The 14,829-nt window shown below is 40.2% G+C and carries 16 protein-coding genes and 1 pseudogene; 11 read left to right on the forward strand and 6 right to left on the reverse strand.

The genetic code is table 11. From position 1 onward, the window contains the following. The first annotated feature begins 59 nt into the window (after positions 1–59). The 5 genes from M1R56_RS04505 (at position 60) to M1R56_RS04525 (ending at position 5,519) form a co-directional block, all read left to right on the forward strand. On the forward strand, positions 60–455 hold the full coding sequence (locus M1R56_RS04505; protein WP_075232217.1) for a CopY/TcrY family copper transport repressor: 396 nt from the start codon (positions 60–62) through the stop codon (positions 453–455). A gap of 10 nt (positions 456–465) precedes the next feature. Further along, positions 466–837 carry a cupredoxin domain-containing protein gene (locus M1R56_RS04510; RefSeq protein ID WP_075232216.1) on the forward strand — a complete coding sequence of 124 codons (372 nt, stop codon included), beginning with the start codon at positions 466–468 and terminating at the stop codon, positions 835–837. Positions 838–846: 9 nt separating this feature from the next. Next, a complete protein-coding gene (locus tag M1R56_RS04515; protein WP_075232215.1) occupies positions 847–3,069 on the forward strand; it encodes a heavy metal translocating P-type ATPase in 2,223 nt (740 codons plus the stop codon). 217 nt (positions 3,070–3,286) lie between these two features. Then, the gene (spxB, locus tag M1R56_RS04520; protein WP_248034762.1) at positions 3,287–5,062 is read left to right on the forward strand and encodes a pyruvate oxidase; all 1,776 of its coding nucleotides are present in this window, start codon (positions 3,287–3,289) and stop codon (positions 5,060–5,062) included. A gap of 109 nt (positions 5,063–5,171) precedes the next feature. Then, positions 5,172–5,519, forward strand: coding sequence for a VOC family protein (locus M1R56_RS04525; RefSeq protein ID WP_248034763.1), 348 nt, complete (start codon positions 5,172–5,174; stop codon positions 5,517–5,519). Positions 5,520–5,696: 177 nt separating this feature from the next. On the opposite strand, the gene M1R56_RS04530 is transcribed toward M1R56_RS04525, so the two are convergent. Continuing rightward, on the reverse strand, positions 5,697–6,041 hold the full coding sequence (locus M1R56_RS04530) for a lipopolysaccharide assembly protein LapA domain-containing protein (RefSeq protein ID WP_049503129.1): 345 nt from the start codon (positions 6,039–6,041) through the stop codon (positions 5,697–5,699). 322 nt (positions 6,042–6,363) lie between these two features. Between M1R56_RS04530 and M1R56_RS04535 the strand changes: the two genes are divergently transcribed. The 3 genes and pseudogenes from M1R56_RS04535 (at position 6,364) to manA (ending at position 8,079) form a co-directional block, all read left to right on the forward strand. Then, positions 6,364–6,624 (forward strand): SemiSWEET family transporter, encoded by a 261-nt coding sequence (locus M1R56_RS04535; RefSeq protein WP_025170330.1) that lies wholly within the window; start codon positions 6,364–6,366, stop codon positions 6,622–6,624. A 234-nt stretch (positions 6,625–6,858) separates the two neighbouring features. Further along, positions 6,859–7,014 (forward strand): annotated as a pseudogene (locus tag M1R56_RS04540) (family 1 glycosylhydrolase); the annotation flags it as partial. Between the two features lie 120 nt (positions 7,015–7,134). Next, entirely contained in the window at positions 7,135–8,079 is a 945-nt protein-coding gene (gene manA / locus M1R56_RS04545) for a mannose-6-phosphate isomerase, class I (RefSeq protein ID WP_248034764.1), read from the forward strand. 39 nt (positions 8,080–8,118) lie between these two features. Here the strand turns inward: manA and M1R56_RS04550 are convergent, their stop codons facing one another. Further along, positions 8,119–9,462 (reverse strand): sodium-dependent transporter, encoded by a 1,344-nt coding sequence (locus tag M1R56_RS04550; RefSeq protein ID WP_248034765.1) that lies wholly within the window; start codon positions 9,460–9,462, stop codon positions 8,119–8,121. Positions 9,463–9,693: 231 nt separating this feature from the next. Between M1R56_RS04550 and M1R56_RS04555 the strand changes: the two genes are divergently transcribed. After that, positions 9,694–10,434, forward strand: coding sequence for a MerR family transcriptional regulator (locus M1R56_RS04555; RefSeq protein ID WP_153225293.1), 741 nt, complete (start codon positions 9,694–9,696; stop codon positions 10,432–10,434). Between the two features lie 107 nt (positions 10,435–10,541). On the opposite strand, the gene M1R56_RS04560 is transcribed toward M1R56_RS04555, so the two are convergent. The 4 genes from M1R56_RS04560 to M1R56_RS04575 are packed head-to-tail and all read right to left on the reverse strand — an operon-like array spanning position 10,542 to position 13,648. Beyond that, a complete protein-coding gene (locus M1R56_RS04560) occupies positions 10,542–10,997 on the reverse strand; it encodes an 8-oxo-dGTP diphosphatase (protein WP_153225292.1) in 456 nt (151 codons plus the stop codon). Between the two features lie 10 nt (positions 10,998–11,007). Beyond that, positions 11,008–11,529 carry a DUF1697 domain-containing protein gene (locus tag M1R56_RS04565; protein WP_248034766.1) on the reverse strand — a complete coding sequence of 174 codons (522 nt, stop codon included), beginning with the start codon at positions 11,527–11,529 and terminating at the stop codon, positions 11,008–11,010. Positions 11,530–11,579: 50 nt separating this feature from the next. Continuing rightward, entirely contained in the window at positions 11,580–12,746 is a 1,167-nt protein-coding gene (locus M1R56_RS04570; protein WP_248034767.1) for an NAD(P)/FAD-dependent oxidoreductase, read from the reverse strand. A gap of 56 nt (positions 12,747–12,802) precedes the next feature. Further along, on the reverse strand, positions 12,803–13,648 hold the full coding sequence (locus M1R56_RS04575) for a DegV family protein (protein ID WP_248034768.1): 846 nt from the start codon (positions 13,646–13,648) through the stop codon (positions 12,803–12,805). A 124-nt stretch (positions 13,649–13,772) separates the two neighbouring features. Between M1R56_RS04575 and M1R56_RS04580 the strand changes: the two genes are divergently transcribed. Both M1R56_RS04580 and M1R56_RS04585 read left to right on the forward strand, forming a co-directional pair. Then, complete coding sequence (locus M1R56_RS04580; protein ID WP_000840874.1) at positions 13,773–14,330, forward strand: TetR/AcrR family transcriptional regulator; 558 nt, start codon at positions 13,773–13,775, stop codon at positions 14,328–14,330. A gap of 18 nt (positions 14,331–14,348) precedes the next feature. Next, positions 14,349–14,816, forward strand: coding sequence for a deaminase (locus M1R56_RS04585; protein ID WP_000136981.1), 468 nt, complete (start codon positions 14,349–14,351; stop codon positions 14,814–14,816). Positions 14,817–14,829: the final 13 nt, after the last annotated feature.

The raw sequence follows: 14,829 nt of genomic DNA on the forward strand, positions 1-14,829 counted from the left end.
AGATTTTAAGAGTATACTGATAATTGTAATTGACAAATGTAGATTTTGGAGGTGTGCTGATGCAGATTTCGGATGCAGAATGGCAGGTCATGAAGATTATCTGGATGCAGGGAGAACAGACTAGTACTGATCTCATAAAAGTATTAGAGAAAAGGTTTAGCTGGTCTAAATCCACGATCCAGACACTCTTAGCCCGTCTGGTAGAGAAAGAATGTTTGACTCGGGAAAAACAGGGCAAGTCCTTTGTCTATTCGTCCCTTTTAACGCTAGATGATAGTAAGGGCTTAATGGTTCAGGATATCAAAGACAAGCTTTGTTCTCGAAGAATAAAGCTCTTGCTAGCTGATTTGATTGAAGAATGTGACTTTACCCTAGCTGACTTGGAAGGCTTGGAAGAAGTAATTTCAAAGAAAAAAGCAAGTGCTGTAACAGAAGTAAGATGTAATTGTATGTAAAGGAGACGCTATGTTAAATCTATTTGTATCTATTATTGTTCTAGGATTGATTGCTTTTATCCTCTTTTGGTTTTTCAAAAAACCTCAAGAAGACGGTAAGAGAGCTCAACAAAAGAATGGCTATCAAGAAATTCGAGTGGAAGTCATGGGGGGATATACTCCAGGAACTATTATTCTAAAAAAATCGCAACCTGCTCGCATTATTTTCGATCGAAAAGATCCTTCACCTTGCTTGGACCAAATCGTTTTTCCAGACTTTGGAGTGCATGCAAATCTGCCTATGGGAGACCAATATGTGGTTGAAATCACTCCTGAAGAAGCAGGTGAGTATGGTTTCTCTTGTGGCATGAATATGATGCACGGTAAGATGATTGTAGAATAGGAGAATGATATGACTGAAATTGTAAAAGCAAGTCTTGAAAATGGTGTTCAAAAAATCCGTATCACGGCAGACAAAGGCTACCATCCAGCCCACATTCAACTGCAAAAAGGGATTCCTGCTGAGATTACCTTTCACCGTGTGACACCATCAAACTGCTATAAGGAGATTCTCTTCGAAGAAGAAGGAATCCTAGAACCAATCGCTCAAGACGAGGAAAAAGTCATTCGCTTTACGCCTCAAGACTTGGGCGAGCATGAATTTTCATGCGGCATGAAGATGCAAAAGGGGACCTACACCGTTGTTGAAAAAACTAAAAAGTCTCTCAGTCTTTTACAGCGTTTTTGGATTACTAGTATCTTTACTGTGCCTCTTGTGATTCTCATGATTGGGATGTCTACAGGAGGAATTAGTCACCAAGTCATGCGTTGGGGCACCTTTTTAGCCACAACACCCATTATGCTGGTAGCTGGAGTTCCATATATCAGAAGCGCCTGGGCTAGTTTTAAAAAGCACAATTCCAACATGGATACCTTGGTTGCTCTGGGAACCCTAGTGGCCTATTTCTATAGCTTAGTAGCCCTCTTCACTGGTCTGCCCGTTTACTTTGAAAGTGCTGCATTTATCCTCTTCTTCATTCTTTTGGGAGCAGTTTTTGAGGAAAAAATGCGAAAAAATACTTCGCAGGCAGTCGAAAAATTATTAGACCTACAAGCAAAGACAGCAGAGGTTTTGCGTGATGATGTTTATGTTCAAATCCCTCTAGAACAAGTCAAAGTTGGGGATCTCATTCGCGTTCGACCAGGTGAAAAAATTGCCGTTGATGGGACTGTGTTAGAAGGTGAAACGAGTATTGATGAATCAATGGTGACTGGGGAAAGTATTCCAGTCGATAAATCAGTTGGAGATGCTGTTATTGGGTCAACTATCAATAATAGTGGTACGATCATCTTTAGAGCTGAAAAAGTTGGTTCTGAGACTATGCTGGCTCAGATTGTGGACTTTGTGAAGAAAGCTCAAACGAGTCGTGCTCCTATTCAAGATTTGACCGACAAGATTTCAGGGATTTTTGTACCAGCAGTTGTCATTTTAGGACTTCTTACTTTTTGGGTCTGGTTTGTTTTACTTGGAGATAGCTTTGTGACGTCACTTCTCTACGGAGTTGCTGTTTTGATAATTGCCTGTCCTTGTGCACTAGGACTCGCGACACCGACAGCACTCATGGTTGGAACAGGACGAAGTGCCAAGATGGGGATTCTTCTCAAAAATGGTACAGTTTTACAGGAAATCCAAAAGGTCCAAACGGTTGTTTTTGATAAGACAGGAACCTTGACCGAAGGGAAGCCAGTAGTGACAGATGTTATTGGTGATGAAAGAGAAGTGCTAAGTTTGGCTGCTTCACTGGAAGATGTATCTCAACACCCGCTAGCTCAAGCTATTGTTAATCGTGCATCTGAACTAGGAATTAGCCTTTACCCAGTGGAAAACTTCCAAGCCTTGCATGGAAAAGGTGTGACTGGGATTATTAATGGTAAACAAGTCTTGCTTGGGAATGCTAAGCTCTTAGCTGACCTTGCTATTCCACATGATTATCAAGAACGATTTGATTTGCTTGAGAAAGAAGCAAAAACAGTTGTCTTCCTATCCGTAGATGGTCAGTTAAAAGGCTTAATTGCCTTGCAGGATGTCCCTAAGGAAAATGCTCGAGAAGCTATTGCTAAATTGAAAAAACGTGGTCTTAGAACGGTTATGCTTACTGGAGATAATGCTGGAGTAGCCCATGCGATTGCAGAGCAAATTGGAATCGAAGAAGTGATCGCAAATGTCTTGCCAGAGGAAAAGGCACATGAAATTCACAAGCTTCAAAAGAATGGCAAATTGGCCTTTGTTGGAGATGGTATCAATGATGCGCCGGCCCTCAGTGTAGCGGATGTCGGAATTGCCATGGGCTCTGGGACAGATATTGCCATTGAATCAGCAGATCTTGTCCTTACAACCAACAATTTACTAGGATTGGCACGTGCTTTTGATATGAGTAAGAAGACCTTTAATCGTATTCTACTCAATCTTTTCTGGGCTTCTATCTATAACCTCATTGGTATTCCGATTGCAGCAGGAGTGTTTTCTGGTCTTGGTTTGGTACTCAATCCAGAACTTGCAGGATTGGCCATGGCCTTTAGTTCAGTATCTGTTTTAATCAGCTCTCTGATGCTTAATTTTACTAAAGTCGATTAAAAAGGCGGTTTTAACCGCTTTTTTGCTATTCTAAAACAGATTTTCAAAACGTTTTCAATCTGTACTGTAATAGAGAATGAAAGTTTCTGAGCACATTCTTATGAAACTATAAGTAAATGTGATAAATTAGGAGTGTAAATTTACTGAATCGTTTTCAAAAAACATATAAAAGCGCTTTTATTATTCATCAAATTAACTTTTAAGGAGAGTTATCATTATGACTCAAGGGAAAATTACTGCATCAGCAGCAATGCTTAACGTATTGAAAACATGGGGCGTAGACACTATCTACGGTATCCCATCAGGAACACTCAGCTCACTTATGGACGCTTTGGCTGAAGACAAAGATATCCGTTTCTTGCAAGTTCGCCACGAAGAAACAGGTGCTCTTGCAGCGGTTATGCAGGCTAAATTTGGCGGTTCTATCGGTGTTGCAGTTGGTTCAGGTGGTCCAGGTGCGACTCACTTGATCAACGGTGTTTACGATGCAGCTATGGATAACACTCCATTCCTAGCGATCCTTGGATCACGTCCAGTTAATGAACTCAACATGGATGCCTTCCAAGAATTGAACCAAAACCCAATGTACAACGGTATCGCTGTTTACAACAAACGTGTAGCTTACGCAGAGCAATTGCCAAAAGTTATTGACGAAGCTTGCCGTGCTGCAGTTTCTAAAAAAGGTCCAGCTGTTGTTGAAATCCCAGTAAACTTCGGTTTCCAAGAAATCGACGAAAACTCATACTACGGTTCAGGTTCATACGAGCGTTCATTCATCGCTCCTGCTTTGAACGAAGTTGAAATCAACAAAGCTGTTGAAATCTTGAACAATGCTGAACGTCCAGTTATCTATGCTGGTTACGGTGGTGTGAAAGCTGGTGAAGTGATCACTGAATTGTCACGTAAAATCAAAGCACCAATCATCACAACTGGTAAAAACTTTGAAGCCTTTGAATGGAACTATGAAGGTTTGACAGGTTCTGCTTACCGTGTTGGTTGGAAACCAGCCAACGAAGTGGTCTTTGAAGCAGACACAGTTCTTTTCCTTGGTTCAAACTTCCCATTTGCTGAAGTTTACGAAGCATTCAAGAATACTGAAAAATTCATCCAAGTCGATATCGACCCTTACAAACTTGGTAAACGTCATGCCCTTGACGCTTCAATCCTCGGTGACGCAGGTCAAGCAGCTAAAGCTATCCTTGACAAAGTGAATCCAGTTGAATCAACTCCATGGTGGCGTGCAAACGTTAAGAACAACCAAAACTGGCGTGATTACATGAACAAACTCGAAGGTAAAACTGAGGGTGAATTGCAATTGTATCAAGTTTACAATGCTATCAACAAATACGCTGATCAAGACGCTATCTACTCAATCGACGTAGGTGACACTACCCAAACATCTACTCGTCACCTCCACATGACACCTAAGAACATGTGGCGTACATCTCCACTCTTTGCGACAATGGGTATTGCCCTTCCTGGTGGTATCGCTGCTAAGAAAGACAATCCAGATCGCCAAGTATGGAACATCATGGGTGACGGTGCATTCAACATGTGCTACCCAGACGTGATCACAAACGTTCAATACGACCTTCCAGTTATCAACGTTGTCTTCTCAAATGGTAAATATGCCTTCATCAAGGACAAATACGAAGACACAAACAAACACTTGTTTGGTTGTGACTTCCCTAATGCTGACTATGCGAAAATCGCTGAAGCGCAAGGTGCTGTAGGGTTCACTGTGAACCGTATCGAAGATATCGATGCAGTTGTTGCAGAAGCTGTTAAACTCAACAAAGAAGGTAAAACTGTTGTTATCGATGCTCACATCACTCCACACCGTCCACTTCCAGTAGAAGTACTTGAATTGGATCCAAAACTTCACTCAGAAGAAGCAATCAAAGCCTTCAAGGAAAAATACGAAGCAGAAGAACTCGTACCATTCCGCCTCTTCTTGGAAGAAGAAGGATTGCAATCACGCGCAATTAAATAATTCCTCTTGTGGAAAATCAAAAGTAAACATTGTAGATTTTATGCTTTGATTTTCTTAGAGAGAAACTTAAAAGATCGGAGCAATCCGGTCTTTTTATGGAGGATAGTAAATGAATTTAAATCAATTAGATATCATCGTTTCAAATGTTCCCCAAGTTTGTGCTAGCTTGGAGCATATCTTGGATAAGAAGGCAGACTATGTTGATGATGGTTTTGCTCAGTTCACGATTGGCAGTCACTGTCTCATGTTATCCCAAAACCATTTGATACCTTTGGAAAATTTTCAGTCAGGAATCATTCTACATATTGAAGTTGAGGATTTGGAACAGAATCAAAAGCGTTTGAAAGAATTAGGGATTGAGATTTTACATGGGCCAGTTGTAACTGATTGGGGAACTGAATCCCTGCTAGTAAGTGGCCCTGCTGGTCTAGTGATTGATTTTTATCGTATGAAATAGGACGCTTAGTCATTTGAAGTTAACCATAATGATTCTTAAAAAAGAATGTGCGCATATGAACTATTGAAAGATCGGAGCAATCCGGTTTTTTTTCTGTTATGCGATTTTCAGTCCGTCTCGTTCCATTAGGTGCGAGACAAAAAACCACCCGCTGACGGGTGGTTATGATTTCTACACTTATTGTTTGGCTTCCTGTTTTAATTGTTGCACCTGTTCCTTGTACTGGAGAAGCTCCTTGTCTTTTTTATGGATAGTCGTTTCTGCTTCAGCAATGCGGCTTTTCAGCTCTTGAGTCTTGCCATGGTGATAGCTAAAACCAATAGCACTACCAACAATGATCCCGATTACTAGACAAGTAAAAATCACCAAAATCAAGGGAGCAGATAGTTGTGTAAAGACAAGACTGACAGTTACTGTTTGACGATTGAGCAGACCAAAGGAGATCACAATGACTAATAAGATCAAACCGCCAATTAGATAAGCCTTATCTTTCAGTGACAATTCATTAAATTTTTTTAGCATAAGTTCCTTTTCTCCTGACTATGTTGATAGAAAATTACACACCATTTAGGTATTAACAAAATTCATTTTACTAGAAAATTTCGATACTGTCAATAATTTCTAACAGCTTATTTACCATCAATCGATTCATTGAAAAGGAGTATTCATTTTCTAATATTTGATTGACTAAACAGATCGGAGCAATCCAGTCTTTTTTCTGTTCCCTCTTTCTTCTCACAAGATTGTGATAGTTTACATCTTTATAACAAAAGCTTCAAAGTCTTGATTGTTTTGAAAGAAGATTATAAAATAAGATTCAGTAAAAATGAAATAGGTTTTGAAAATAACTGAAAAACAAATGAAAATGTTAGGTTGGGTAGCGACCTTTATGTCTGTTATGATGTATATGTCTTACTTCCCACAAATCATGGACAATCTGGCTGGTCAAAAAGGAAATTTCATTGAGCCCTTGGTTGCAGCGATCAACTGTAGTCTATGGGTCTACTACGGTCTTTTCAAAAAAGAAAGAGATATCCCCCTTGCAGCAGCGAATGCACCAGGTATTATTTTTGGCCTAGTAACCGCTATCACAGCTTTGATTTAAAAGGAACAGAGGAGACTAGTTTTCAGTCTTCTTTTTTTGTTTCCGGGGAGGCTATTTGCTTTTTCGAGAGGATAATTTTTTAAAAAACAATCTGATCAACTTAAATAGTAGAATAGTATCAGTATGTCACAGTATTTTATAAGAAAAGGTTTCAGAATGAGCTATAATATAAGTAAATGAACAAGCAAATAAGAAAGTTGAGTAGACTTATGACCGAAAAACTGACTTTTCCGGATGGTTTCGGCTGGAACAGGCGAAATGAACAAGCGCTATGGCTTTATCTATGTAGATCGAGATAATGCTGGTCATGGAAGCCTCAAACGTAGCAAGAAGAAATCCTTCTACTGGTACAAGGATGTCATTGCTAGCAATGGTGCAATCATTGAGTAGATCACATTTATTCACTATTTTTATAAAATCTTCTCCCTACTTTATAAGATGTGAAAAAGAGTTCAATTAGATGGAGCTTTTTGCTATAATGAGGGGAGAAAAATCAGACAGGAGATCGACATGTCAGAACCATTATTTTTACAATCAGTTATGCAAGAAAAAATCTGGGGTGGTACCAAGCTACGTGATGAGTTTGGATACGACATCCCAAGTGAAAAAATCGGAGAATATTGGGCCATCTCAGCCCATCCAAATGGTGTCTCTAAAGTTGCCAATGGTTGCTACGAGGGAACAGATCTTGCTACTTTGTATGCAGAACACCGTGAATTGTTTGGCAATCGTCCAGAACCTGTATTTCCACTGTTGACTAAGATTCTGGATGCTAACGACTGGCTCAGTGTTCAAGTTCATCCAGACGATGCTTACGGACTCGAGCATGAAGGCGAACTTGGAAAAACAGAATGCTGGTACATCATCGCTGCGGATGAAGGTTCAGAGATTATCTATGGTCACAATGCCAAGTCAAAAGAAGAACTCCGCCAGCAAATCGAGGACAAGAATTGGGATGCTTTGTTGACAAAAGTACCAGTTAAAGCTGGAGATTTCTTCTATGTGCCAAGTGGCACCATGCATGCTATTGGAGCAGGAATCTTGATCCTTGAAACGCAACAGTCTAGTGATACAACCTACCGTGTCTATGACTTTGACCGCAAGGATGATAATGGTAACTTGCGCGAGCTTCACCTTGAAAAATCCATCGATGTTCTAAATATTGGTGAGCCTGCTAATAGCCGTCCTGTAACCGTCAAAGCAGACGATTTGCGTTCAACTCTCCTTGTATCCAATGAATTCTTCGCAGTCTACAAGTGGGAAATCACTGGAAAAGTTGACTTTGAAAAAACAGCTGACTATAGCTTGTTTAGTGTCTTAGCTGGTCAAGGGAAACTAACTGTAGACGGTAAGGAATATCCAATTCAAAAAGGTAGCCACTTTATCTTACCAAGTGATGTTGAAACTTGGACACTTGAAGGACAAGATTTGGAATTGATTGTTAGCCATCCGTAAAAAGAAAGGACCTGAGTTCATTACTCAAGTCCTTTTTGATTACATAAATTGGGCGATAAAAACCACAACGATGATAATAGGAATGATGAAACGAAGGAGGAAGAGCCAGACTTGGAAAAGTCCTTGTTTCCACGGTGTTTCATCAAGCTGGAGTTCCTCCATAGCCAATGCTTTTTTGAAGACATAGCCTGTAAAGAGAGACAAGCAGAGTGCACCAAATGGCATGAGGAGATTAGAAACCAAGAAGTCCATGGCATCAAAGAAGGTCTTCCCAAAGATTTGAACGTCTGCCATGACTCCGTAGGATAGGGCTGAAGGGATACCAAATACAAAAGTTAAAACACCTAAAATCATACTCCACTTGGCACGCTTACGATTGTCTTGGTTGGTGATGTTGCCTACATTGATTTCCAGCATCACGACAGAAGAAGTGACTGTCGCAAAGAGAAAGAGCAATAGGAAAAGGATGTAGAAAATACTTCCAAAAGGCATCTTATCAAAGAGTTGTGGCAAGACAATAAAGAGGAGACTTGGACCACCTTCAGACTGGATGTTAAAGGCTGACATAGCTGGGAAAATAGCTAATCCTGCCATGATGGATACAGAGATGTTCATGGCAACGATGGACATACCTGATTGGACTAGATTGGTTTTCTTATCCAAGTAAGAAGCATAGGTCAACATGGCTGTAACCCCGAGGGATAAAGCAAAGAAAGATTGTCCCAGAGCATAGAGGAGTCCAGCACTTGTCAGTTTTGAAAAGTCAGGTTTGAGGAAGTAAACTACACCTTCCATGGCATTTGGCAAGCTGAGAGAGCGCCCGATGATAATGACAAAGATGATAAAGAGCAGAGGCATCATAACTTTCGATGCTCTTTCAATCCCTTTTTGAACTCCCTTAGATACGATAAAGATGTTGAGGAAGATGAAGAGAGCTTGGGAACCGAGAGCAATCCATGGATTTGAAATAATATCTATGAAGAGTTGGGCATAATCACTGCTAATCCCCCAAATTTGGAAAGCTTTAGCAATAGCGATACCTAGATAAACTAAAACCCATCCACCAATAACACTGTAAAAGGATAAGAGGATGAAAAGGGCAAAGGCTCCGATCCAACCGATAAAATTGTAGTTCTTGTTATCGCCCAATTTTCCAAATGTTTTGATTGCTGACACGCCAGCGCTCCGACCAAGGGCGAATTCAGCAAGCAAAAGTGGGAAACCAATCAATAGTGTCGAGATGAGAAAGACCAGTAAAAATCCTCCTCCACCATTAGCAGCGGTCATATAAGGGAATTTCCAAACGGCCCCAAGACCAATAGCAGAACCAGCAGATGCAAGGATAAAGCCCAGTTTTGAGCCCCATTGCGATTTTTCAGACATCGTTAAACTCCGATCTATTGTTTAAAATAAGAAAAGGCTACTTGAGTTGTCAAATAGCCTTCTCTCAATGGCTCTTTATGAGCTTTTTATTTGATTGATAGACTTGATTATCCTATCATGATTTTTCAAGTCTGTCAAGAAAGCGATTTTCATGTTTTTATAAAAAATATGATAAAATACTTGACTCTCCTCAAAGGGGAGGGTATATACTATTTATGTGAGGAGGAAATCATGTACCATATCAAAGAAGCTGCGCAGCTTTCAGGCGTCTCTATCAAGACCCTTTACCATTATGATAAGATAGGACTCTTGGTTCCGTTAAAGTCAGAAAATGGCTATCGAACCTACAGTCAAGAAGATTTAGAACGACTTCAGGTTATCCTTTATTACAAGTATCTAGGCTTTTCTTTAGAAAAAATAGCAGAGCTATTGAAGGAAGAAAAGACGGACTTGTTACCACATTTGACTAGGCAGTTGGACTATCTAACTCGAGAAAGGCAACATCTGGATACCTTGATTTCCACCTTGCAAAAAACCATTCAAGAACAAAAAGGAGAAAGAAAAATGACTATTGAGGAAAAATTCACTGGATTTAGCTATCAAGACCATCAAAAATACCAGCAAGAGGCGGTAGATAAGTATGGTCAAGAAGTCATGGACCAGGCTCTCGAGCGCCAAAAAGGTCACGAAGACGAAGCTACGGCTGCCTTCAACCAAGTCTTTCAAGCCTTGGCACAAAATCTTCAAGCTGATCTACCTGCAACAGCATCTGAAAATCAAGAGGAAGCAGGCAAACTCTTGCAAGCCATCCGTACTTATGGATTTGACTGCTCTATCGAGGTCTTTGGTCATATCGGAAAAGGCTATGTCTATAATCCAGAGTTTAAGGAAAACATTGATAAGTTTGGACAGGGAACAGCCCAGTACACATCAGATGTCATTGCTCACTATGTAAGCAAACAAACTCGATAAAACTCAAAGACCAAGCTAAGGCTGACAAAACCAGTAACAGATTTTAGCAGGAAGACACAGACTTAGATAAGATAAAAATCGGCGGAGTGTTCTCTGCCGATTTACTGTTATTTGAGTTGGTAAGACCAGTCTTCTCCATCCTTATAGTAAAAGAATTCACTGAGGTCCTCTTCGAGAAAAACACGAAGCATGTCAGACATATCCTCAGTAGCTAATTTTAGATGAGATAGATTTTCAAAATCCTCCCACCAGACATTTCCTTCGTCTGAAGATTGGAGCTCACCAGTAAAGTGTTCTGTTTTGTAAAAGTGGACAACATAACGATAGTCCTCGTCATCATACCAATCTTTGATACCACAGAGTTGAGGCTTAGAAATGGTCAGACCAGTTTCTTCCTTCACTTCGCGAATGACAGCATCGACAAAGGATTCGCCACGTTCAACATGACCACCAGGAAAAGTAATGCCAGGCCAGTCAGGGCTAATTCGGTCTTGAACTAGGACCTTGCCCCCATTTTTAATCATACACATGTTGACAAATTCGACTGATTCTCTTCTGCTCATATTATTTTTCCTATTTTGTTAGTAATTTTTCTACCACGTTTAACTTTCGCATGGTCAGATCAACGCCGAACAGTTTTTCAAGATAGTTGGTATTAAGCTTTTTTCGTTTTGCAGTTCTAGGGAGATAGAGGTAAAGACAATGGTTGCCGATACAAATTTCTTCTTCACCATAGTCACTATCCAATTTTTCAAATGGTAGACTTTGGATAGCATTCTGGAAAAGAATTATATGTATACGGTCATAAAGATAATGTTCTCCAAACGGATTTTCTTGGACAATTTTTGTAAAATCACTCTTATTTTTAATGACCATTTTCAAGTCGGCTCCGATTTTTTCTTTTATTAGAGTATGGACTTGTTCTCGTATTTCTTCTATGGCTAAGTCGCTTTCAAGAATAATATTTCCACTTTGAATATAAGTTCGAACGTGTTGGAAACCAGCCTCTGCCAAGATATCTACCAGATAAGACATTTTAGGGATAGCATTTTGTCCATTCGGTGTAACACCTCTCAGTAAAATAATATGTTCCAAAATAGCTCCTTTCTTATCCAATATCTTTAGATACAATATCATTTATAGTTCTAGTTTGAGCCTGCCACCCAGCCAGTACAGAGGGCAGAAGTAATGTTAAAGCCCCCCGTATGGGCATTGATATCTAGTACTTCGCCAGCAAAGTGGAGTCCAGGTACTATCTTACTTTCCAGTGTTTTGGGATTGATTTCCTTGAGACTAACGCCACCTTTAGTTACAAAGGATTTGGCCAATGACATTTTGCCAGTTACAGGAATTTTAAGAGCCTTGATGGACTGGACAAGTTGGTCGCGTTCCTTTTCAGTTAGCTGTTTGACTTTTTCAGGATATCCTTGGACAAAAAATTCTGCCAAGCGTTCAGGGAGCAAGGTTTTTAAGGCATTTTTCAAGGATTTTTCACGGTTCTCTTCTAAAAAGTCGACTAATTCTCTCTCAGAAAGTTGTGATAAGACATCTAGAGAGAGAGTTTCCCCACCCTTGACAAAGCTAGACATGCGTAGTGCAGCAGGACCTGACAAACCAAAGTGGGTAAAGAGCAGGTCATGGGTGATGACGTGCTTACCATAGCTTAGGGTCACATCGTCTAGGGAAATTCCCTGCAAGGCCTTATGCGGGAAATCAGTCAACAATGGGCTTTCAGCAGCTTCGAGTTCGGTAATAGTGTGTTTGAAATGGCGGGCGATTTCGTGACCAAAACCAGTAGAGCCAGTAGAAGGATAGGATTTTCCACCAGTTGTGACAATGAGTTTATCACAAGTAAAGGCTTGGTCTGCTGACTTGAGGACAAACTGGTCGTCAATCTTTTTAACAGAAACAATCTCTGTTTGAGTGGCAACTTGCCCACCTAGCTCAGTGATTTTCTTTTCCAAAGCTTCGATAATGGTCCGAGATTTGTCGCTGGCTGGAAAGACGCGGCCATGGTCTTCGACCTTGAGTTTTACGCCATTTTCAGTAAAAAAGTTGATGATATCATGGTTATCAAACTGGGAAAAGACACTGTATAGAAAGCGACCATTCCCAGGGATGCCAGCTAATAGGTCATCTAGAGTTCCATTGTTGGTCACGTTACAGCGACCACCACCAGTACCAGCTAATTTTTTTCCGAGTTTTCGATTCTTTTCAGTGAGAAGTGTTTTCTGCCCATAAAAGCTACTGGAAATGGTAGCCATCATACCAGCAGGGCCTCCCCCGATTACAATAGTGTCAAAATGTTTCATAAAAGTATTGTACCATAAAAAAACAAGAGATGATAAGTCATCTCCTGTTTGATTTATTAGTCAATTTCATATCCCATGAGGAGTCCACCTTCTTCTGCATAAAAACTGCAGAGCCCAGAGGTTGGGATAATCTTAATTTCAGCCTGTGGGAATTTTTCACGTAAGAGTTCTGAGAGTTGTTGGCAGAATTTATCATTACTGCGGTGAGCCATGACGATACGCCCACCAGCGTAACCAGCCTTGATTAACTCTTCATAAGCAGCTTGGAGGGACTTCTTAGCACCACGGGCTTTTTGGAGGAGTTCCAAGGTTCCAGTTTCACTTGCTTCCCCGACCATACGAATATTAAGGAGCCCAACAACTGTACCGATTAGCTTACTCAAGCGACCATTCTTAACGAGGTTATCAACCTTAGCGAGGACGAATAGTAACTTAGTTTTTTCTTGGTAGGCAGTAATAGCTTTAACCACTTCTTCAAAAGAAAGTCCTTGGTCAATCAAATCATTGATTTTCTCTACGATTAGATCAACTTCCCCACCAGCAGATAAACTATCAATGACATGAATCTGAGTATCAGGATGTTCTTCGAGATAGAGATTCTTAGCTAATTGAGCGCTGTTTTGACTACCAGAAAGAGTTCCGGTAATGGTCACTACAAAAATATGGTTTGCACCTTCGAATGCTCGCAAGTAATCATCAGGGCTAGGACAAGCTGATTTTGAAGCTTCAGAAGTTGCATACATGGTTTCCATCATTTTGTCAATATCAAGACTAGCATCGTCAATAAAGACTTGATCAGCTACTTGAATGGTTAAGGGAACACTGATGAATTCAGTATCAATTGCTGGATTTGCCAGTTGACGATAATCACAACCAGAGTCAGCTACAATCTTCCAAGTCATAGAAATTCTCCATCTTTATCACTTATACATTGACAAAGGTTCTGTCTTTTTTTACAATTATATCATGAAAAATCTTAAAACAAAAGTCTCGTCACTCTGTTGTCACAAGTAGAAAGGAAGTGTTATGGCCGAACGAAGAATTTCTGAAAATTCACTTGAAAATCTCAGAAAATCAAACAAAGAATCCAATTTACTGACCAGAGAAGCTATCGAAACAGCTCTTTTGCAACTTTTGGAGAAAAAGGAGTTGACAAAGATTAGCATTTCCGAATTGGTAAAACGAGCTGGTGTTTCTCGTGCCGCCTTTTATCGAAACTATGACTCCAAAGAAGAGATTTTAGAAAGCGTCTTTAAACGCAGTGTCCATAATATCATGGAGCAGCTCAGTCATTATGATGTCAAAACAGATCTCTATCTGGTTTGGGTTCATCTCTTTCGTGAAGCCAGAAAAGAAGCCAAGGTTATTCAGCTTGCCTTGGACTACCACTTGGAAAAAATCTTTGTGCAAGCCATGCAAGAGTTTTTAGAAAAATACTATGGAAAATCAAAAGGAGTCAGCTCTTACCTGCATTCTTTTTGGAGTTCTGCCATCGTATCAGTTTTGCTTAAATGGATCAAGGATGGAATGAAGGTTCCTGCTGAAAAAATCGCAGATTTACGCCTACCATTTTTCAAAAAATAGATCAGAAGGAGAGAAGTTATGACAGAAAAAAGACTGGCTTGGGATGAGTATTTTGCTGCTCAAGCCTTATTGATTGCCAATCGTTCAACCTGTAAACGCGCCAAGGTAGGAGCTGTTTTAGTCAAGGATAATAAGGTTATTTCAACAGGTTATAATGGCTCTGTATCAGGAACGGAGCATTGTATTGACCATGACTGTTTGGTGATTGAGGGCCACTGTGTCCGCACTCTTCATGCTGAGGTTAATGCTATTTTACAAGGAGCCGAACGTGGCGTTCCAAAAGGATTTACAGCTTACGTTACTCATTTTCCTTGTCTCAACTGCACCAAGCAATTGCTTCAGGTAGGATGTGAGCGTGTCGTTTATATTAACCAGTACCGTATGGACGACTACGCCCAGTATCTCTATCGTGAAAAAGGGACCGAGTTGACCCATTTACCACTTGAGACAGTACAAGCAGCTCTTCAAGAAGCTAACTTGATTTAAAAATTAAAAAAAA

Source organism: Streptococcus sp. oral taxon 431, assembly GCF_023115445.1.
Classification (GTDB): Bacteria; Bacillota; Bacilli; order Lactobacillales; family Streptococcaceae; genus Streptococcus.